The sequence below is a fragment of the Nocardia anaemiae NBRC 100462 genome (assembly GCF_001612725.1).
GTDB lineage: Bacteria > Actinomycetota > Actinomycetes > Mycobacteriales > Mycobacteriaceae > Nocardia > Nocardia anaemiae.
This window is the reverse complement of the sequence record NZ_BDAZ01000062.1, coordinates 78382-98314: the sequence shown is the minus strand read 5'-3', so window position 1 is coordinate 98314 and position 19933 is coordinate 78382. Positions and strand designations below refer to the sequence as shown.

Genomic DNA, 19933 nt, shown 5'->3' with positions numbered 1-19933 from the left:
CTGTGTGCTGCCCGCGTTGCGCGTCTCGGATCCGGGCTTCCTTCGGATACCCGAGCGTGCAATGCTCCCCGACAACGACGGATCCACCGAGCCGGATCGGCGCATACAGCTGCGAAAGCTTCACCCCCGTCACAACATCGACTGTTCGAGCAGCCAGTCGACTGTCGTGCTGATCGCTTGGTCTTCGCGCGCCCGAGAGTCGAATCCGTGGTCTGACCCGGCAATCGTGTGCAGCGAGGTGTGTGACCGTGATCGCGCGGCCAGGGCGGCGACGTCATACGACACTGCCGTGTCCTGGTCGCCGTGCACGATCAGCGTCGGCACGTCTGCGGCATGGAAGTCATCCAGCGGCTGGTAATGCGCGAACTCGGTGAACAGAACACGACCGAGCTGAAACTCACCGTCAACGAGCAGAAAACCGTTGTCGGCCAGGCATTTCTGCCCAACAGCGCCGAAATTCTCCTCGCCCCACGCCAACTCCGGAACCAGAAAAGTGCGCCGCAGATCCAGCACCGGGTTCCACAGCACCAGCCGATAGAGATCATCGAGCCACGACAACGACAGCGCCGTCGACACGGCACCGAAGCTCGCCGCCACAATCGACATTCGCTGCCCAGCGAATCGCTCGCGGACCGCGGTCACTGCGGCCTGCAGATCCAGGCATTCACCGGCGATCGTCATCCCCTGCTGCGTTCCACCGCTGCCACCGTGCCCCCGGAAGGAGAACCGCACGACATGGAATCCCTGTGACACCAACTGCTGCGCCAACCGGACGAACATGCCCCCGCCCTCATCCATGTCCACCGTGATGCCGTGCACCAACAGCACCACTCCCAGCGCGGGCTCGACCGCGGTGTGGTGGACGCGAAGTCCAGCCGGATACCGTCCACAGAACTCAATTCGAGGCGTTGCACCGGTCAGCTCCCGTCCACTCGGCCCCTGGCATCTACCACAGGATGTCCATCGTCTCGTGCGAGACCGCCGCGTTCAGCTCTCCCGCCGACGCGAATGCCATGTTCACAATCGTGCGTCGCCCACGCCGGATCGGATACACCCGATGCAACGTTGTGTTCGCCCGCATCAAGTACACATCCCCCGCGCCGACACTCGACTTGTGTACCACTCGATCCCGCACAAGCCGGTTTACCTCTGGCTTCGCCTTGTCCCAGACCGTGTCCGGGATGCACTCCACGAACCCGCCCTCGTCGGTCGGTGGACATTCCGCCACCCATACCAATGCGAAACTGTAATCGTCCCAATGCCATCCATGCGTATCACCAGCTTGTTCCAGCCTGGTGATCACGAACTGCTCGGGCTCGTACGGACACCGAAATACCGGTTCCCCAGCCACCGCCGACAGCAGCTGTGTTGCCGTCGCGGAATCGTAGATCGCCTCGATCACCGAACCGTCGCACGCGATATCGGCCCGAGTCACGTTACGCATCCGCCGCGGCGTGTATCCGGTCGCGGCGAGAACGAGATCACGCCGCACACCCATGTGCTCTACCAACCGGAGAGCTTCTGAGGCCACCGCCGACCGCAGCCGAGCAGGAATCAACCGTGACACCGCGACACAGCCAGTGCGCTCAAACTCCTTGCGTGCCACCGTGATCCCCGCATCATCAGCCAGTGTCTGAGCGCCCCACCCGTCCCGTTCGTCCTCCGACCACACCCATCGCTGATCGACTAACAAGTCCCCTCCATACGTTCGGTGGCCATACATCTGCCGCCCCGCATTATCCGACTATCGCGGTCCCCGGCAGCATGATCAACGAGCACGCGCTCAGGTGGAGATACTTCCAGTGCCCTTCCGACGTACGATTTTTCGTGTTCGCCCTGGCTGGGCTGGCTCCCCTGGCTCGCAGTAAGCGGACAGTGCCGATCGGCTCCGTGCCCGAGGACATCATCGCCCAGTAGATCGCCGGGCATCCCTTTGTCAGTCACGGCGTCGATGTCGGCTCCCGAGTCGAGCAGCAGTGCCACTAGTTCCGACGCGGCGGCCTGTGCCGCGAAATGCAGTGGCGTCCGGTCGTCGTTGTGTCGAGTATTGACATCCTCGGTGCCGAGCAAGCGCGGCACAGCGCCGAGCCGGATACCGTTCTCCCGCAAGATCAGTCGCGCCCCTGCCTGCCCGAGCTGTGCCTGCAGACCAACTGGATCGACCCCATGTCGCGCAACGCCGCGCTCTTCTGACCGTTCATTACCAGTTCGACAACATAACGTCACGCCTGGTCCAGACGACATCGGGAGGTCAGCTGCCTGTCCTCGCGATCGCAGACTCGATCGCGGCCCATCTGTCCAGGCAAGCCATGGTGTGTATGGAACCGGGCGGGTGGGCTCTGCGTCATATAGTTCAGGGGCGAGCTGCACGAGGGAGGGAGGCGGGGTGTCCGGGGAGCTCCAGGTCGAGGTGGACCGGCTACGCGAGGCGGCACGACTTACCTCGGGTAAGGCCCAGGCGATCCGAGATGAGCTGAAGAAGCTCGACGACACGATCGGCAAGGAACTTCTCGCCGATGGATGGCAAGGCAACGGCCACCCACAGACGGTTCGGCGCTGACGGCGCGAATTTCCGCTGCACCAGACCCGCCGGCCGCGCCGCGGCTGGGTCGGCGATCGTGGTGCGTTTAACCTTGCCGCGCACCGCACCCCGCAGTCCGAGCCGCCGCATGAGCCGTTCCACGGTGCAGCGAGCCACGCGGATTCCTTCCCGATTCAATTGCAACCACACCTTTCTCGCGCCGTAGACGCCGAAATTCTCGGCATGGACACGCTGGATCTGCGGGATCAGATCCTCATCGCGTCGCTGCTGGGCCGTGGCAGTCTTGTCACGCTGGGCGTAATAAGTTGACGGGGCGGCTTTCACGCCGAGCTCGGTGAGCGCGACGCAGATCGACTCGACGCCCCATCGCAGGCCATCTCTCTCGCGGCGGCCTGCGTGTTCGGTGATGAACCGAACGATCAGCGACTGGGCCGGTCGATCTCGGCGGCGAAGAAAGCCGACTTAGATTCAAGCTGTCAACGCAACACACTCGGCAGGTGTCCGATAGTCGAGACATTTGCGTGGCCGATTGTTAAGGCGGTCGGCGATCGCGTCGAGGTCGGCCTGGCTGTAGGTGCTGAGGTTGGTTCCCTTCGGCAAATACTGGCGCACCAGTTTGTTTGTGTTCTCGTTCGTGCCGCGTTGCCATGGACTACGTGGCGCCGCGAAGAACACCTCGATACCTGTTGCGGCACTGAGTATTTGGTGATCAGCCAGCTCCATCCCGCGATCCCATGTCAGGGAGCGGCGCAGCGCTGGATGCATCGACGCGTAGCGGTCGATGAGCGCCGCGACAACGGTCTCAGTGCGTCGGTCGGCCAGTTGCACGATGGTGAGGTTACGGGTCTTGCGATCGACGAGGGTCGCGATCTGGCTGAATGTTCCGCCAATCACCAGATCACCCTCCAGATGCCCGGAACCGCTGCGGTCTTCGGCATCGGCAGGCCTGTCGTTGATCGACCGGGCCCCGATGATCTGGGAGCGCCATTGCCCTTTCACGCTGTGCCGCTTGTTCTTTCGTATCGGCCTGCCCGTGCGGAGCTTCTTGCACATCTGTTTGGGAATGATCTTCCACCGCGTGGTGTAGACCGACCGGTAGATCGTCTCGTGGCTGACAGTCATCTCCGGATCATCGGGATGGTCACGGCGCAGCCGCTTGGCGATCTGATCGGGAGACCACTCCTGGTCCAGTAATTCCACCACCCGCTCGCGCAGAATCCGGTTGCGAGCCAACAGAGTTGGCTTCGGCCTGCGACGCTGATCGTCAGCACGTTCCTGAGCCGCAACAGCCCGATACACGTCCCGCCCGCCATTGCGGTTGACCTCCCTGCTGACCGTGGATACCGAACGGCCCAGGGCCTCGGCGATCATACGAAACGACTGGTCAGCACTGATCCCGCGTGAGATCGCCTCTCGTTCCTCAACGGTGAGATGGCCCGCGCGGACGGTCCGCGCACGCGGCGCTATCCCACCGTGATGCTTCAATACCGTGAACACCGATCCGGGGGGCTTGTCCAACCCGCGCGAGATCACGCTGATTGATTCACCGGCCCGCCACCGACGCCACAACTCGACCTTCATCGCCTCCGACATCCCCGGCCGCCCAACCCTCGCCACAAACCCTCGCTCCACCAGCACCATTGCATTGACCAGTTGAATCTAGGGACGCAGCTTTAAGAATTGCGTTGGCACGCTTGAGTTCTGCATTCTCCCGCCGCAGTCGCTTCAGCTCGTCGGACACATCAGTTGTGACCCCCGGGCGAGCACCGGCGTCGATCTGACTCTGCCGCACCCACCCACGCACAGTTTCTGGATGCCCAACCCCCAACAGCTCGGCTACCGCCCCCATCGCCGCCCACTCCGACGCATACTGGTCCCGGACCTCCACGACCATCCGCACGGCCCGCTCACGCAACTCGACCGGGTACTTCTTCCTCGACGACACGACACCATCCCTACGTTCTGTAGCCCGCAGCGGGCCGCTGCTGCTGGGCGTCGTGCGCGACGGCCGCATCCGATGGCGCGACGAACCGACGGCATCACCCCTGCAACCTCACGATCGGCTGCTGGTGCTGGGCGCCAGGTGGCCGGACCGCGAGTGAGACAGTCCCGTCAGTGCAGTGTGCGGATCTGCACACCGGCTCGGTGTAGGTAGTTCAGCAGCGACTCACGCGTGGCCTGATGCCCACTGAAGTGATCGATCGATAACACCACCACGTCGTGTGCTCCCGAGCGCCGCAACTCCGCGAACAGATCGAACAGGGCCCCGGCATCGGGCGCCTTTTCATGGAATACCGTGGCCAAATCGAACCCGTTCATAGCGGCATACTGCCGGAAACGTTCGTCGCACTCCTCGATGGTTTCCTCGATCAGATCCAACCGAAGATAGCCGTACAGCAGTGGGCGAAGCGGCTCGATCATTGAACACCGAGCGGAGCAAACTCCGCCGACACAACGGTCGCCATACCCGCCTGCCGATACTGATGTCCTGCGCTGCCGATTGCCCTGGCCACCGTGCGGACGGTATCGCACGCACGGTGCAACACCGATCCCGGCACACCTTTCGTTACCGGACAGTGTCGCAATCGAGGTGGCGGCACAGGTGCGCTGTCGCCTGTAGGCCGCACTCCTCGTTCACGTGCGGAACTATTCGTGCGTCTTGTCCAATCCCGTGTAGTCCTTGACGGTGATCGAGTCGTGCAGGCGCACCCCCTTGGTGTTGAGCTTGGCGGCGGCACGGGCGACCGGTGCGGGCAAGACATCGATCAGACGCACAGCCTGGACCATCGCCCACAGCTCGAAACGGCGGGCGGGACGATCGCCTTCGCCGCCGAAACAGCGAAACGACGGCTGCGACGAACGTAATCGCCCATCTTCCGTTCGTATTCGGCGAACGCGGTGGCGTAGTCACCGGAGTGGGCGGCGAGTTCACCGGCGAGAACATAGGCACCGACCACTGCCATGCTGGTGCTGCCGCCGACCGCCGGACCAGGGCAGTACGCGGCGTCGCCGACCAGGCTGACCCGGCCACGCGACCAGGTGTCCAATCGCAGTTGTGTGATGGAGTCGAAGTAGAACGAGGGGGTGTCCTCCAGCTCGGACAGCAGTCGGGGCACCTGCCAGCCCATATCGCCGACGTGCTCGTACAGCAACTGTTTCTGCCGCTCGATGTCGCGATAGTGGTAGTCCAGCGGTTGCGGCGGGCGCAGGAAGAACCCCGCGCGCCCATCGTCGATGTGGGCGGCGCCGTAGATGCCCGCGACCAGCCGACATCGACGGTCATCTCCATCACACCGTGCAGATTCAAGTAGTTGGGAACGGAGAAGATCGCCAGATAGGCGCCGAGCCAGGTGGAAAACCGAGACTCCGGGCCGAAGACCAGTGCCCGCACATTCGAGTGCAGCCCATCGGCTCCGATGATCACCCTCGAAGCGCTGCGCCGGGCTGCGCTCGAAGGTGACATCGCCGTCGTCGCCGATCGTGGAGATCGAGTCGGCGTAGATGTAGTCGACATCGGAACATGTTGCTTTGTAAAGGATTTCACTCAGATCGTCGCGCATGATCTCCACATGGTTGTCGGAGACAGCGGTGAACAACTTGCGCAGATCCAGCGTTACCGGACGCGCGGCAGGCCGAGGGATCACGAGCGTATCCGTCCCGGTAGCCTTCGCTCGAACTTCCTCGGCTACCCCCATCCGCTACACGATCGCCATGGCCGGTCGGAACAGATCCACCGCGTGACCGCCCGTCTTGCGCGGCGCCCGGCGCGCGTTCGACAACGGTGACGTCGAATCCGTACCGGTTGAGCCAGTAGGCGAGCGCGGGTCCCGCGATATTGGCCCCGGAAATCAGAATGCGCATCGGTGCACCTCGGTCATCGAACTCATCGGCCCCGCAGCGGAGACCCACCCCGTCGAGGCCATTCCCCAACTGCGGGTCGCGCGTACAAGTCGACTGCCTACGGTGCGATCGACCACGACCTGATCAAAGATGCTCATGTTTACTCCGGCGGCAATGTTCTCCAGATAGCCGAGGTACGAGCGCAGGGCCATAAACTCTTCAAGCTCTGGATTTGAGGCTTTCGTCAAAAAGTCTGGGTCAGCATTGATCCTGGTGTACAGCGCGTGCTGCCGCTCAATCGTCGTGCCGATGAAGTCCAGCGTTGCGCGCTGGCGTTGACGGATGTTCTCCGCGATTATTTCTTGCGTTCCTCGGTCAAGCGCTAGACGTGACTCTTTTGCCTGATGCGCAAAGACGGGGACTGCCCAGATCAGACCGCAGACCGCAACGTGCAAGCCGGCCACGGCAACAAGGGTACCCATGGCCGGGAAATCGCGAGTGCAACTCTTCTGTTACACCTTAATCGGCGCGTCTTGCGATTGAGTTAAAGAGCCGTCAAGACAATTTTTTTCTCCGACCAGTTGGTTTTTATTTCTGGGCGTCCCAGCCTTGCGCACCAACGAATGGCACAGTAGAGCCGTCTGCCGCACGGCAATGTCTGCGCCACATGCTTTGCAGGTAAGGGCAATGTTGGTGTTACCCCTAATCTCACGGTTTGTTTTCTGCGAGGACGTAATTCGCCGTCGCTAGGGCTTGACAGTTTCTGGTTTAGGCAACAACGAGGCGCATTCCGATTTACCCTTCATTAGCCCACGCATTCGGATGTCGGGGCTAAACCGGAGGGAAACAAGGATGAGGAAATCAAGGACGACGCATGCCGCGAAAAGGGCAGCGATGCTCGCGGCCATTGCCGGAACCGCGACCGGGTTCTGCGCGGCATTTGCCCCGCCGGCAACTGCGGACAGTGTCTCGCCGCACGGCGCGGCCGCTTCGACAGCCTACGGATTCGGTCAGGTGCGGATCTCGACGGAGGCCGGCGGCTTCATCAAGGTCCAGATCTCGGGTCGCCAGAACGCCGTGAACACCAACGGCCCGATGGACGGTCTCTGCGTCGTCCGGGTGGCTGGCGATTCGAGCCTGGAAGGCCGCGTCAAGCTCAATGGTGGCGGTTTCGGAGAGCTCAGGTTCGGCCCGCTCGGAAACGGAGCCTACGAGGTCAGCGGCACCTGTGCAGATCGTTATGACGGGGCGATCACCCTGACACATCCCAGCCCAGTCAGGGTGGTGATCGACGGAACCGGACCAGCCGGGCCGCCCGCGCCAGCAATTCCCCAAACCGACCGCGGGCTCGTGGAGACGCTAAACCAGTACTGCAACCGAATGGCAGATGCCACACAGCTGGTCCCGCCATACCTGACTGTTCTGGCAGGTGGCGCCGGTGAAGTGATCGACGCGGCGCAGCAAGCCGCCTCGATTGCCATCCGCGGATACTGCGGCTACGTCGCTGGGACAATCGGGGACGCCCAGACCCAGGCTGAGCAATTCTGCCGGATCGTGGAGGATCAACTCCTGGGCCTTGCGCTCTTGCCAGTTCAGGACATGATGCAGCTGCTCGGCTTGCCCGAAACAGCCTGCCGACCGCAGCCATAGGCCAGAAAAAGCGCGACGCCCGTACGGTCATCACTTACTGCGCGGGCGTCGCCCGCATCTGGTAATTGAAGTGTCCTATCTCTTCCGCCGCCCCCGCCACGGCCAAAGCCGACAATCGCCGCCTGGGTAAGGAGAATCAAGATGAATCCAACAAGCAATCGGATAACAACCGGCATCATTCCGGAGAGGAAGCGCCGCGCCCCTGGCGGATCAGTCAAATAGATTCCTCCCGCTACCACAAGTAACGTGGCTACAGCAACAAAGTAATCAGCCGCCAGTGAAATGGCACACGGTCGGTCGAACAATTCGATAGAGAGGGACCCGGATTTCCCAGACCCTCTACTGTAATGCGGATTTGGAGTATGTATTATTCGCGGCATCACCCTACTGGGTGGCAATAGCTTTGCCAAATTATGACCCGATTCGACACGACGAACAATAGCAATCGAGTTATTCGACTGAGGGCGCGATACAAATGAAGCTTAACATCTTTATGATTCCAGTTGGTGAGATCGCCCCCTTTCGAACGAGGCTGAATCTCATGGGCATGGAGCTCCTGCATGAAGAGGAGCAGCCCGTGTGGCATAGCCAGTTCTACTTCTTGGAAACTACCGAGAAGCCCGTAAAGTGGTTGTACACATACAAGCCGCTGTTCCAGGATCGCCAGTTTCCAACGGGAATTGGACACTCTGCGGTCTATCTGTTCGAATCAGATGAGGCATGCTTCGCCCTCGCGCATGGGTTCGCTCACTTCTACGTTCGACCATATTGCGACTACGATTTTGGCATCGACCTTGCAAAGCGAATCGTCAACCAGGACGATGTGAGCCAAACTGCGTCAAAGCGATTTCAAGGAAAAACTCGCAAAGAGATCAGGAGTTACGCGTCCAACACTAGCCTCGATGTCGCGAGCGGTGAATCGGTCGATTTCATCCAGGCCCGCATAACGCTAGACAAGCACGCTATTTTTGGCACAACGGGAAAGTTTGGCACATCTGCACAGTTGTCCCCCAAAATTCAACTGGAAGGAATCGGCAACTTTCTATCTGCACTCTGTGCAGAATTGACACAACCCGAGCGTTTCAGGTTGCCTCGAACAGTGGTTATAACCGAGAAGACCCAGGTGGATCATTTCGACCAGATGCTCATCAAGGAGATCAGGTCGTCCGACGGTGATACTGACTTCACGAGAAACAGCTTCGAAATGTGTGGAGTCGATTTCATGTTTGGCGACGACGGCACCTTCGGCCTGAAGGCACCTTGGAAACCCATAAAGGAGCTGGACTCCCTCTCGATCGATAACTTGCGTGACTACATCAACGAGCACTCACTCACGGATGAGCAAATACTCAAGATTAAGGTCATAAACGAAAGCGATGGCGTGAGCCAGGCTGACGACCTGAAGGCATCTCTGGATTTCATTGCCGATGCTCAGCGGGTCGTCTTGTCTAACGGCAAATGGATGCACTTCAACCAGGACTATCTCGACTTCCTCGACGAGTATGTGCGCGACATCGACGTCGAGATGGCCGAGCCGGAGTTTCTCGAAATTGAGATTACGGAGCCGAGTTTCAACGAATCGGAGGCCGTCATCAATGCAGGATACGAGATAGCGGATAAGAATTTCGACATTTTCAAGACGAAACGGTCGACGCCTGTCGAAGCATGGGACCTAAAGAAGGGAAATACTGTCTATGCCGTCAAGTTCGGCACCGCGCAGAAGTTGCACTACGTGTGCGACCAGGCAAGGGGCCTCCTTGCGCTGTTCGGCAACCGTGCAGGAGTGAGGCAGATCCCAGACTTTTCCAGGTACTGCCTCTGGCTCGGATACGAGGCTAAGTCGGTGCCGCAGAACATCGCAGACTCTAACTCCATCATCCTGAAACAGAAGATTGAAGCATGGGCGCGGACATGCCATGATCTTGGAATTACGCCAGTTATCAAGCTCAGCCGCCGCGTGAAATCTAAACGGCGGGACTGAAGAATCGGTGCTATACTGCGACGCGCAGACGCCAGCATTTACGAAAATGACGATTGGTATCCCTACGAGGGTTTTATGCAGCCGAGCCTGCCGTTCACCGGAACGCTCGAAGATGATCTCGCGGAAGTACAGGAAGATCGAGGCGGCCGATTTTTCGGAATCAATCTGATCGCCACGACCTCCGTTCCACGAACATCCGGTCACGTCGGTAGTTTCGGTATGCCTCCAATGGGCATATGTGAAGCGAAAGTCATCGGTCGACTTCAGCGATAAAGGGCGTCGATGCTGTCGGCAAGGTTCTCGACGACTATCTTGCGGCGCAGTTTCATACTCGGTGTGAGATCACCGGCTTCCACGGATAGTTCGTGGTCGATGATGTCGAATTTCTTGATTTGTTCCCAGCGATTGAGTTGGGTGTTCAGGTGGTCCACGTAGGTTGCGATCACGTCGTGGGTCTTCTCGTCCCGCGCGATTTCGGCGATCGGTTTGTCTGCCAGACCGTGCTTGCCAGCCCATTCGGTGACGCTCTGGACGTCGAGGCCGACCAATGCGACGCAATAGGGGCGTGTCTCGCCGTAGACGATGAATTCCGCTGCGTATGGGCACATTCCCTTGAACGTGGCGGCAATCGCGGAGGGCGCGACGTACTTGCCCTGGGAGGTCTTGAACAAGTCCTTCTTGCGGTCGGTGATGTGCAGGAATCCGTCGGCGTCGATCTCGCCGATATCGCCGGTGCGGAACCAGCCGTCGGAGTCCAATGCCTCGGCGGTTGCCTCGGGGCGGTCGTGATAGCCACTCATCACACCGGGACTTCTGAGCAGGATCTCACCGTCCTCGGCGATCTCGACCTCGGTGCCGGGGAACGGCTTGCCTACCGTTCCGAACCGGTACGCACCTGGGCGGTTGATGAATGAGGCGGCGGCGGTCTCGGTCAGGCCATAGCCTTCGAGCACGATGATGCCGATCGCGTCGAACCACTGCGCGACATCGCGATCCAACGGGGCCGCTGCCGAAACGAAGTACCGTAGCCGACCACCGAAGCGTTCACGGATTTTGGAAAGCACCAGCCTGTCGGCGATTTCGTGCTGCAAGGAAACCAGCAACGACGGATTCTTGCCTGCCTGCCTGGCACGCGAGACCTTCAGGCCGACCCCGACCGCCCAGTCGAAGAGCTTCTTCTTGATCCCGCCTTCTTCGGCCATCATGCCCTCGATCCGGGCATGCGCCTTTTCGAAGATGCGCGGGGCGGCCGCCACGATGGTGGGGTGAAGGACCGTGAGGTTGTCCACGATCTTGTCGACCCGGCCGTCGATCGCCGTAGGGAACCCGATCAGTGGTGACAGCGCCAACATCACCTTGCCGAACGCGTGGGACAGCGGCAACCACAGGAAATTCAGGTCGTCGGGGCTGAGAACGTTCAGGGCGTCGATTGCCGCGGCGCTGTAGGTCCATGCCGAATGCGGCAGCCGAACCCCTTTCGGGGTTCCGGTCGTCCCGGAGGTGTACATGATGCTGCCCAGATGCTCGGGCCGGATGTCGCGGATGCGGTCGGCGACCGCGTCCGGGGATTCGGCGAGCAGGCCACGTCCGCGCTCTTCGAGGTCACCGAGCGTGATCACCCAGTTGCCGTCGCCCTCGCCGTCGAAGATCACCACCTGTCGCACGTCGGGCAACGCGGCGCGATGCTCGATCAGCTTGTCGACGTGATCCTGATTCTCGGCGACCACGATGCGGCTGCCCGAGTTGGCGACGATGAACGCGACGCCGGGGGCGTTGGTGGTGGGGTACACGGTGGTGGTGGCCGCACCAGCGCACATCACAGCGAAGTCGGCGAGCACCCATTCGTACCGCGTGGACGACACGAGCGCGACCCGGTCTTCGGCATGGATTCCCAGTGCGATCAGGCCAGCGGCGAGGATGTCGACGCGCTCACCGAACTGCTTCCAGGACACGCTGGTCCAGCCCTCGCCGTCAGGAAATCGGAACGCCTCCGCGTCGGGAGTCGCGGCTACACGGTTGACGAGCATCTGGGCGACCGACGGTGCCCGCTTCTCGATCTTGCTGAGGTCGGGAGGTTCCTCGGATTTTCGGAGGAACGTCATCGCTTCATTCTACGGAATACCCACACCGATCGACGAGGTACTTGGACGCGGAAGCCTGTACGAGCGGAGACCCGCATCATCCCTCGAACCGCTCCGGACGGAGAGCATTGACGGAATGTTCCCTGTCGGCCTCGAGGACGAAAGCCCTCGATACAAGAGTCTTCGTGATCGGGTGCAATCGGCTGGGAACGAGCACACTGCTGGTATGGATACCGCCCAGCATGTCGGCTACCGGGCCGGTGGGATCCAGCGGAGGCGTCTCAGCGTTGGATGGGATGCCCGCTGGTCGCCCAGGGCGTATAGCGCGTTCACCGCCGAACCTCCGGAGCTGGCCTACATCCATGCTCGGTCGTCATTCGCGGCGATCGACGGATCGGGGGACATGATCCGCGTGGTCCTGATGTCGGAGCCGAAGCGGCTGCCGGTTGTCCGAGGAAACCGGAACGCCAAGCGGCTCACGGCATTCCCGCGGAGCATTCGAAGGTAGCAGTCGATGGGCGCACGCGAATCCCATATGTCACAGTCCGACCTGTTCTCGTGGAGCATGGAACAGGATCCAGTCCTGCGCTCGACAATCGTGTCGATCCTGATGCTGGACACAGACCCGGATTGGGATCGCCTGGTACGCACGATCGATCGCAGCACCCGCGTTGTACCGAAGTTGCGGGATCGATTGGTCACAGTGCCGCTCGGTCTGGCCCCGCCCCGGTGGACATCCGATCCGGATTTCGACCTGTCGTGGCATCTGCGACGTGGCGTGCTGCCGGAACCGGCGGATCAGTCCGCGGTGCTCGAGTTCGCCCGCACCGAGGCGATGACCGCGTTCGATCCGGCTCGGCCGCTGTGGCGGTTGACGCTGCTGAGCGGTTTCGGCGATGGATGCGCGCTGGTGCTGAGAGTGCACCACAGTCTCACCGACGGGGTCGGCGGGATCCGGATCGCCACCGAGATCTGCGATCTCGATCGCGCCGGGACCGATCGCGGTCGTCCGCCCGAGCTTGCGTCCGACGGTAGCGGCGGGCTGCGCGATATTCTGGCGTGGAATTGGTCCGTCGGCTCCGAGCTACTCCGCGGCGCCGTCACGGCAACGTGGCCGACCGCACGGCGAACCTTCACCCACCCGGTCCGGGTGGTACGCGACAGCGCAGCCGTGGCGACATCGCTGGTTCGGCTGGTCCGACCGGTGACTACTACGCTGTCACCGGTGATGACCGGGCGAAGCCTCGGTCGTCGTCTGGCGGTGTTCGATGTCCCCGTCGAGGGCCTGCACCGCGCCGCCGATGCCGCAGGATGCACGATGAACGATGCGTTTCTGACCGCGGTGCTCATCGGACTGCGCACCTATCATCACCGGCACGGGGTGGAGGTCGATCGCCTGCGGTTGACCATGCCGATCAGCCTTCGCGCGGGCGATGATCCGCTCGGCGGCAATCGAATCACCCTGGCCCGCTTCGCATTACCGGTCGACATCGCCGAAACTGCGGACCTGATGCGCGCCGTGGACGCCGTCGTCGCCAGGTGGCGGCGCGAGCCCGCCACACCGCTGTCTGGCGCCGTCGCGGCCGCGCTCAACAGGTTGCCGGTCGGACTGCTTGCCACCATGCTCAAACATGTCGACTTCGTCGCCTCCGACATCCCGGGGTCCCCGGTGCCGCTCTATCTCGCCGGCGCGCGGATCGACCGGATGTACGCATTCGCACCGACCATCGGCACGGCCTTCAACGTCGCATTGACCTCACACGCCGGAATCTGCTGCATCGGGATCAACGCCGACACCGCCGCCATACCCGACCTCGCGATCTTCACCGATTGTCTCGCAGCGGGTTTCGAGACCGTACTCCGCCTCAGCGGTGAACCCGCTCCGGACGGCGGTGTGAAACCCACGGCCGGAGCATTCCAATCCGCGCCGACCGGATCAGTACCGGCGGGGTAGCAGGTTTGGGGCACATCGGGTCCTGCAGCCAGGCCACCGCATGCCACCCCCTCTGGCTGACATCGGAGCTCAAACACCCGCGATATCACGGCGATCGAACACCGGCAGCGCGGTCAGCACGACCACTGCGCCTGCCAAGACCAGCCACGCGTACGCCGCTGGGAGTCCTGCCCCGAGCGGCCCGCCTTCGATCGCCTGATGGAACGGTGACAACGGACCCCACGGGCGCACACTGTCGACGATCTTGCTCGCGACATAGAGGACGTAGGCGGCGACAGCGAAGACCGACGCACCGCCGAGCGCAACGATCCTGCGACCGGTCGCCGCGCCGAGAGCCAGTGCCAGCCACCCGAATTCGATGCCGATCAGTGCCATCGCGAGCGCACCGGTCGCGGCGGCCGCGATCGAGACACCGAGACCGAATATCGCCGAACTCACCACGATTGCCCCGAACAGCACCGCGGCAAGGGTGACCACTGCGGTGGCCAGCATGGCGGCCTGCTCCAGGGCGAGGCGTATCGGTGAGAGCCGGGTGATCAGCAGAACCTCCAGTACACCGCTTTCTTCCTCGCCCGCGACCGCGCGAGCACCGCGGCCGATCGCGAACACCAGGAACAGGATCGGCAGCAGCACGCTGAAAAGTTCTGCGTTGAGAAATCCGGTGCCCGTAATGAATTGGTCCATATTGAACAGTTTGCGCAGCGGCTCCGGATAGCTGTTCAGGAAGTCCCGAAGGCCCGCCATATTCGAGATCGATGGCCACAGTGCCGATTCCAGCAGCACGACGGCGACGATTCCGATACCCCAGCCCAACAGTCCGTGGCGCTGATCGTGCAGGCTCTTCAGAAATACGTTGCGCAGCATCGCCTCATCCCTGTCCGTAGTAGGTGAGGAAGATTTCTTCCAGATCGGGTTCGCGACTGGTGATGTCGACGACGTCGTACGGGGCGATGGCTTTCAGCAGCTCCGCGGTCGAACCCGACAGCTCGATATGCACGGTGGTGGTGTCGCGTTGGACCTCCCGCACGCTCGCGATCCGTCGCAGCACGCTGGAGTCGGGCGAATCGCCCGCGAATCGCAGATCGATCTGGTGCGGTGCCCGGCCGGTGAGGTCGGCGACCGATCGGATCTCGATCAACCGACCCTGCCGTAGCAGCCCGACGGTATCGGCGACGGCCTGCACCTCCGAAAGCACGTGTGAGGAAAGGAAAACTGTCCGCCCCGCGTCGCGCGCCTCACGGATCATGGCGAGAAATTCGCGCTGCATCAGCGGATCCAGCCCGGTCGTCGGCTCGTCCAGCACGAGCAGATCCGGTTCGGACATGAAAGCCTGTACAATGCCGACTTTCTGGCGATTACCATGCGACATCGCACCGATACGGACCGTGGGATCCAGATCCAGCCGCTTGATCAGTGTGTCACGGACGGTGGGATCCACCCCGCCACGCAAGTTGGCCAGATACGTCAGATAGTGCTGCGCCGTCATATCGGGATAGGCAACGAATTGTCCTGGGAGATAACCGATATGGCGCTGCGCCGCCTCCCGCGCCCGGACGGTGTCCGCACCACAGACACTCACCGAACCACTGGTAGGCCGCATCAGTCCCACCAGGATACGGATGGTCGTCGTCTTACCCGCGCCGTTGGGGCCCAGGTAGCCGAAGACAACTCCGGCGGGGACGTGCAATGTCACCTCCGCGAGCGCCTGCTTGCGGCCGTAGGATTTGGTCAGCCCGTCCAGCTCGATCATCGACGAAACCGCCTTGCACAACTTTCCGATCGCGGTGTGGTCCGAAACCGGCTGAGTCAACTGTGCCCGAGCCGACTCCGGCATCGACAGGGTCGTGCGGCCCTCCCGCCGTGGACATTGGTCCCCGCCAACCCTCACCGTCGGCTGCACCGAGTTGCCTATCGCCCACCAGTCGATGATCAAAGCCAGCAGTTCCCGAGCTTCGCCTTCCTACCGTCCGCCGCGGGCGTGGCGGTTTCCCGGGACTGCTGCTCGGCTCGACGAGCAATTGGCTTGTGCAGCAGGCGCATTGCCCGATCATCCACTGCCGTGGGATTGTCGGCCCTCTGATCGCAATCCAGAGCCTGCTCGGACAAGACGATTACGGTGCCCTTGCGCGGCCATCGCTTGCCACGCGCCACCTTCGACATCAGCCTGCGCGGCGCTCCGGTTCGGATGCGGCCGATGTCAGCGGCTTCGACGTCAAGTTCTCGGTGAACCACACTGCCGCCAAATATGCGACGCGGCGAGACAATTGGGATTCGAGCAACGGGGCGGCGGACGCGAGCTCGGTGATGCGATGCTCACACCGCATCGACTCCGCCGCTCGGCGGTTCTCGACACGCACGCGACAATCCTGGCCGCCGACCAGATACAGCGTCGGCGCCAGCACATTCACCAGCCGCCCGCCCGCCAGATCCGGTCGGCCGCCGCGCACCACCACAGCACGAACCCTGCTACGGGGTTCCGCGGCCGCCCAGAGTGCCACCGGCGCTTCCGAACCGGCGCCGAAGTAACCAACCGGAAACTCGCGCAGGCTCGGGACCGCACGGAGCCAGCGGTGCGCCGCGATCAAACGACGACCGAGCAGTTCGACATCGAAGGCCTTGCCGCCCTCGATCACCTCGCTGGGTGTGAGCAGATCGATCGTCAGTGTCGCAAGCCGGTGACCGGCCAGCGCATCGGCCACAAACCTGTTGCGCAGACTGTGCCGGTCGCTGCCGCAACCATGCGCGAAGATGACGATGCCAATCGGATGCTCGGGCATCCGCAGCCGCCCGAGCAACGCGACATCCCCTGGAATTATTACTACCTCTTCATCGCACACCGTTCGTGCCATGGGCGTATCAACTGTGGTCACAGCGATCCTTTCTCCTCAGCGTGATTTCTGTGCGGCCAGTCAGGTCCGGCGTTCTCGGTCAGCAGCGAGATCGTCTCGTGCAGTGGCGTTTCCGGGCGTACTGTCACAACCGGACGGCTGAGAATGTCGCGTGCGTACATCGTTATCAGCGTGCTCTCGTCTCGCGGCGACGACGAGAGGCCGAGTGCCCGCCGCGATGTGACCAATGTCGCGAAGGTCAACGCTATCGAGCGACGCCCGCATCGTGCTCTCTCGGGTTGTGTGCCAAGGTGAACAACGCTTCGTCCTCCTGGGCGAAGTGCAGTGTGAGGATCGCGTCCAAGCCGTACAGAGTGGCGCGCAGGTCATCGATCTGATCCGCGCCGATGCCGTCGGGCGACTCGGCGAGATGGCGGCGGATCCGCTCGACCAGGCGCTCGATTTCGGTGTGCTCGCGGCTCATGGTGATCATCGCCTCCGGGTCGCGCAGGTAGCTCGCCAGTGCCGGATACAGCTGTGTCTCCTCGGCGTGCTCATGTGGCAGGACGTCGGCGGTGAGCACATCCAGAGCCCGGCGCAGCGCGGCGTCGGCGCTGGGGGCCGGACCGCGCGCCAAGGCATCCGCCGCATCGCGCACCGATGCTCGGGCGGCATGCAGCCGTTCGTGTTCGCGCGTGAATCGCGCCACCAGCGGATCTATCGCGGTGCTGCGGCGACCACGGCCGATGCGCAACACCCGCAGTGCGTTCAGTATCACCGCGACGTCGATCCCCTCCTGCACAAGCGCACCCGCCGCGGGCACCAAGAATCCGAAGGCCGCCGCGATCATGGCCACCAGCGAGAGCACCATGCCCGTGAGCGCACTCTGCACGGCCAGCCGACGCGTTCGCTGGGCGATATCTACGGCATCGGCCAGCCGGTCGATGCGGTCGTCCACGATTACCGCGTCCGCGGCCTGTACCGCAGCGGTCGACCCGCGCGAGCCGAGCGCGACGCCGACATCCGCCGCGGCCAGGGCCGGGGCGTCGTTGACGCCGTCACCCACCATCACGGTCACGCCGTCGTGTTGTTCGGCGCGGATCGCGGCGATCTTGTCGGCGGGATCGGCATCGGCGACGACCTCGGTGAGGCCGAGCATGCGCGCCACCTCGGTCGCGTTGTCGACCCGGTCACCGGTGAGCAGCAGTAGTCTGTGCAGGCCCGCTGCGCGTAGCCGGCGCATGGTCCGCGCCGCGTCGACCCGAAGACTGTCGCGCACCAGCAGCGCCGCGACGGGGGCATCGTTCACCGAAACCCAGATGATGCCCGCCAGATCCAAATGCGCGCGCCGTGCCGCAGCACCGACCCATGGGACAGGGTCAGCATCGGCGGGCAGCCTGCCGACCCGCACCCGATCGCCCTCTACCGTACCCGTCGCCCCCTGCCCGGGCTGTTCTGAAATATTCACGGCTGCAGCGGGTTTCAGCCCGCGTGCGGTCGCAGCGCCCAGCACCGCCTTGGCCAGCACATGCGGTGAATACTGTTCGACCGCGGCCGCCTGCCGCAGTATCGTCTCCGGGGTCGTGCCAGGAGCGGTGACGATATCGATCACCTCGGGGTGGCCGACGGTCACGGTGCCCGTCTTGTCCATCGCGAGACACCTTGCGCGCCCGAGTGTTTCGAGGGCGGCACCATCTTTGACGACTACTCCCGCCCGCGCTGTGCGCGACATCCCTGCAGTGATTGCCACCGGCACCGCGAGCAGCAGCGGACATGGCGTCGCGGTGACGATCACGGCGACCGCACGGACCGGGTCACCGGTGAGCGCCCATGCGATGGCTGCGATGACCAGCGCGATCGGTAGGAACCACACCGCTACCCGATCGGCCAGGCGCGCGACCGGCGCTGCGGCCGCGGCCGCCTGGCCGGCCAGCGTCACAATTCCGGCATAGGTGCTCTGCTCGGCCGTCGCTGCGGCCCGAATATCCACGGCCGCACCAGCATTCGTCACCCCGCTGCGTACGTCCGTGCCCACGTTGCGGACGACGGGCACCGGCTCACCCGTCAGCGTCGACTCATCGAACACACCCTCGGTGCTGAGCACACCGTCGACCGGGACGGTCTCCCCCGGCAGTACCACGACCACATCGCCGGGTCCCACAGTGGCGGCCGGAACCGTCTCGATTCCGTTCGGCCGCCGCAGATGCGCCTGAACTGGGGCTCGTCGCAACAGCTCCGACAGATCGCGACCCGCTCGACGCCCAGCATAGGCCTCCAACAACCGGCCGGTGGCCACCATCAACGCGATCAGCGCACCCGCGAAATACGCGCCGACCGCGACCGCACCGATCAAAGCGACCACCGCCAGCAGATCCGCACCGTAGCGCCGCCTGCGAAGGTCGGCCGCCACCCACCACAGCGCGGGCACCAGCGCAATCATGGTCGCCCCGAGCCACAACAGATCGGCGGCGGCCGTGTCGAACGGGTGCGCGACCAGTCCCGCCGCGAGTAGTACGCCGATCACGGATCCGAGCAACGCCTGCCGGAACATCAGCACCGAACCTCGGTTACCGCGAAGCGCTCCACCTCAGCGAGATGCCCGCCGGTATCGGCGGCGAGAGTGCCGGGACAGGTCACCGCGAACGGGACTGTCGTGGTGCACGGCGTGTCGACTCCGCCGACGAGAATGTCGAAGGCCTCGCCCAGTGGTCGCGCCAGGTCGAGCAGTCGGATCTGCAGTGATTCCGAATCCGACAGCTCCCGCGGCCCCTGGTCCAACCGGAATGGCGGGTACTCGTCTATCGCCAGCAGCCACCATTCGAACAGGACCCCGCCCTGTGACAGCCGCTGCAGATATTCGACCTGGAAATCGGAAGAACTCATGCCAGTGCTCCTAATCGCTTGCGCTGCTCTGACTGTCGCATCGGATGCGTCCGTGCAAGAGAGGTCGAAAGCCCCCTGCGCAGGTCCGAATTCCCCTACATGCTCGCTCGGCCCTACGACGACAGTGGAATCGGGTCCGCATCCGGTTCGAAGGAGTTGTCATGGACTGGCCGA

17 protein-coding genes and 4 pseudogenes are annotated in these 19933 nt (G+C 62.9%); 5 read left to right on the top strand and 16 right to left on the bottom strand.

Going from position 1 to position 19933, the window contains the following annotated elements; translation table 11 throughout:
• Window positions 1-129: 129 nt before the first annotated feature.
• From NA5_RS30600 to NA5_RS43330, 3 genes are all read right to left on the bottom strand, one after another.
• Window positions 130-828: an alpha/beta hydrolase family protein gene (locus NA5_RS30600; protein WP_218020193.1), complete on the bottom strand. Its 699-nt coding sequence runs from the start codon at window positions 826-828 to the stop codon at window positions 130-132.
• Window positions 829-946: 118 nt separating this feature from the next.
• Window positions 947-1723, bottom strand: coding sequence for a HalD/BesD family halogenase (locus NA5_RS30595; protein WP_443093750.1), 777 nt, complete (start codon window positions 1721-1723; stop codon window positions 947-949).
• Window positions 1687-2079 carry an ankyrin repeat domain-containing protein gene (locus NA5_RS43330; protein WP_371856470.1) on the bottom strand — a complete coding sequence of 131 codons (393 nt, stop codon included), beginning with the start codon at window positions 2077-2079 and terminating at the stop codon, window positions 1687-1689. Before NA5_RS43330 ends, NA5_RS30595 begins: the two co-directional genes overlap by 37 nt.
• Here NA5_RS43330 and NA5_RS41475 point away from each other — a divergent pair.
• Window positions 2038-2193 (top strand): hypothetical protein, encoded by a 156-nt coding sequence (locus tag NA5_RS41475; protein WP_169811380.1) that lies wholly within the window; start codon window positions 2038-2040, stop codon window positions 2191-2193. The genes NA5_RS43330 and NA5_RS41475 overlap by 42 nt on opposite strands.
• Window positions 2194-2533: 340 nt before the next feature.
• Here NA5_RS41475 and NA5_RS43325 read toward each other — a convergent pair.
• The 6 genes and pseudogenes from NA5_RS43325 to NA5_RS30565 all read right to left on the bottom strand — a co-directional run.
• Window positions 2534-2998, bottom strand: a pseudogene (locus NA5_RS43325) (IS3 family transposase); the annotation flags it as partial.
• 12 nt (window positions 2999-3010) lie between these two features.
• Window positions 3011-4159 (bottom strand): IS30 family transposase, encoded by a 1149-nt coding sequence (locus NA5_RS30580; protein ID WP_062992313.1) that lies wholly within the window; start codon window positions 4157-4159, stop codon window positions 3011-3013.
• Window positions 4160-4175: 16 nt separating this feature from the next.
• Window positions 4176-4487: pseudogene (locus NA5_RS40790) on the bottom strand (transposase); the annotation flags it as partial.
• A 167-nt stretch (window positions 4488-4654) separates the two neighbouring features.
• Entirely contained in the window at window positions 4655-4963 is a 309-nt protein-coding gene (locus NA5_RS30575) for a recombinase family protein (protein ID WP_062992282.1), read from the bottom strand.
• Window positions 4964-5188: 225 nt separating this feature from the next.
• A pseudogene (locus NA5_RS30570) lies at window positions 5189-6403 on the bottom strand (FAD-dependent monooxygenase).
• Window positions 6391-6846: a DUF4760 domain-containing protein gene (locus NA5_RS30565; RefSeq protein WP_157110719.1), complete on the bottom strand. Its 456-nt coding sequence runs from the start codon at window positions 6844-6846 to the stop codon at window positions 6391-6393. The pseudogene NA5_RS30570 and the gene NA5_RS30565 overlap by 13 nt, the downstream one beginning before the upstream one ends.
• A gap of 388 nt (window positions 6847-7234) precedes the next feature.
• Here NA5_RS30565 and NA5_RS30560 point away from each other — a divergent pair, with 388 nt between their 5' ends.
• Window positions 7235-8032, top strand: coding sequence for a hypothetical protein (locus tag NA5_RS30560; RefSeq protein ID WP_157110718.1), 798 nt, complete (start codon window positions 7235-7237; stop codon window positions 8030-8032).
• Window positions 8033-8507: 475 nt separating this feature from the next.
• On the top strand, window positions 8508-10013 hold the full coding sequence (locus tag NA5_RS30555) for a DUF6119 family protein (RefSeq protein ID WP_062992276.1): 1506 nt from the start codon (window positions 8508-8510) through the stop codon (window positions 10011-10013).
• A 263-nt stretch (window positions 10014-10276) separates the two neighbouring features.
• Here the strand turns inward: NA5_RS30555 and NA5_RS30545 are convergent, their stop codons facing one another.
• Window positions 10277-12115 carry an AMP-dependent synthetase/ligase gene (locus tag NA5_RS30545; protein WP_062992272.1) on the bottom strand — a complete coding sequence of 613 codons (1839 nt, stop codon included), beginning with the start codon at window positions 12113-12115 and terminating at the stop codon, window positions 10277-10279.
• A 493-nt stretch (window positions 12116-12608) separates the two neighbouring features.
• Between NA5_RS30545 and NA5_RS30535 the strand changes: the two genes are divergently transcribed.
• Entirely contained in the window at window positions 12609-14048 is a 1440-nt protein-coding gene (locus NA5_RS30535) for a wax ester/triacylglycerol synthase domain-containing protein (protein WP_063813686.1), read from the top strand.
• Between the two features lie 69 nt (window positions 14049-14117).
• Here NA5_RS30535 and NA5_RS30530 read toward each other — a convergent pair whose 3' ends face one another.
• Both NA5_RS30530 and NA5_RS30525 read right to left on the bottom strand, forming a co-directional pair.
• A complete protein-coding gene (locus tag NA5_RS30530) occupies window positions 14118-14912 on the bottom strand; it encodes an ABC transporter permease (RefSeq protein WP_062992268.1) in 795 nt (264 codons plus the stop codon).
• Window positions 14913-14916: 4 nt separating this feature from the next.
• Entirely contained in the window at window positions 14917-15882 is a 966-nt protein-coding gene (locus NA5_RS30525) for an ABC transporter ATP-binding protein (protein ID WP_245672468.1), read from the bottom strand.
• A 137-nt stretch (window positions 15883-16019) separates the two neighbouring features.
• Between NA5_RS30525 and NA5_RS42520 the strand changes: the two are divergent.
• A pseudogene (locus tag NA5_RS42520) lies at window positions 16020-16109 on the top strand (universal stress protein); the annotation flags it as partial.
• 98 nt (window positions 16110-16207) lie between these two features.
• On the opposite strand, the gene NA5_RS40780 reads toward NA5_RS42520, so the two are convergent.
• The 4 genes from NA5_RS40780 to NA5_RS30500 form a co-directional block, all read right to left on the bottom strand.
• On the bottom strand, window positions 16208-16918 hold the full coding sequence (locus NA5_RS40780; protein WP_157110717.1) for a dienelactone hydrolase family protein: 711 nt from the start codon (window positions 16916-16918) through the stop codon (window positions 16208-16210).
• Entirely contained in the window at window positions 16915-17058 is a 144-nt protein-coding gene (locus NA5_RS40775) for a CBS domain-containing protein (RefSeq protein WP_157110716.1), read from the bottom strand. Before NA5_RS40775 ends, NA5_RS40780 begins: the two co-directional genes overlap by 4 nt.
• Window positions 17059-17141: 83 nt before the next feature.
• The gene (locus tag NA5_RS30505; RefSeq protein WP_062992260.1) at window positions 17142-19427 is read right to left on the bottom strand and encodes a heavy metal translocating P-type ATPase; all 2286 of its coding nucleotides are present in this window, start codon (window positions 19425-19427) and stop codon (window positions 17142-17144) included.
• A complete protein-coding gene (locus tag NA5_RS30500; RefSeq protein ID WP_062992258.1) occupies window positions 19427-19759 on the bottom strand; it encodes a hypothetical protein in 333 nt (110 codons plus the stop codon). Before NA5_RS30500 ends, NA5_RS30505 begins: the two co-directional genes overlap by 1 nt.
• Window positions 19760-19933 lie beyond the last annotated feature (174 nt).

Excerpts from the sequence above, each read along its gene's own strand:
- NA5_RS30525 (WP_245672468.1), bottom strand. The coding sequence starts at position 15,882 with ATGCCGGAGTCGGCTCGGGCACAGTTGACTCAGCCGGTTTCGGACCAC.
- NA5_RS30560 (WP_157110718.1), top strand. The coding sequence starts at position 7,235 with ATGAGGAAATCAAGGACGACGCATGCCGCGAAAAGGGCAGCGATGCTC.
- NA5_RS30595 (WP_443093750.1), bottom strand. The coding sequence starts at position 1,723 with ATGTATGGCCACCGAACGTATGGAGGGGACTTGTTAGTCGATCAGCGA.
- NA5_RS30505 (WP_062992260.1), bottom strand. The coding sequence starts at position 19,427 with ATGTTCCGGCAGGCGTTGCTCGGATCCGTGATCGGCGTACTACTCGCG.
- NA5_RS30530 (WP_062992268.1), bottom strand. The coding sequence starts at position 14,912 with ATGCTGCGCAACGTATTTCTGAAGAGCCTGCACGATCAGCGCCACGGA.
- NA5_RS30555 (WP_062992276.1), top strand. The coding sequence starts at position 8,508 with ATGAAGCTTAACATCTTTATGATTCCAGTTGGTGAGATCGCCCCCTTT.
- NA5_RS30545 (WP_062992272.1), bottom strand. The coding sequence starts at position 12,115 with ATGACGTTCCTCCGAAAATCCGAGGAACCTCCCGACCTCAGCAAGATC.
- NA5_RS40775 (WP_157110716.1), bottom strand. The coding sequence starts at position 17,058 with ATGTACGCACGCGACATTCTCAGCCGTCCGGTTGTGACAGTACGCCCG.
- NA5_RS30500 (WP_062992258.1), bottom strand. The coding sequence starts at position 19,759 with ATGAGTTCTTCCGATTTCCAGGTCGAATATCTGCAGCGGCTGTCACAG.
- NA5_RS30535 (WP_063813686.1), top strand. The coding sequence starts at position 12,609 with ATGGGCGCACGCGAATCCCATATGTCACAGTCCGACCTGTTCTCGTGG.
- NA5_RS30575 (WP_062992282.1), bottom strand. The coding sequence starts at position 4,963 with ATGATCGAGCCGCTTCGCCCACTGCTGTACGGCTATCTTCGGTTGGAT.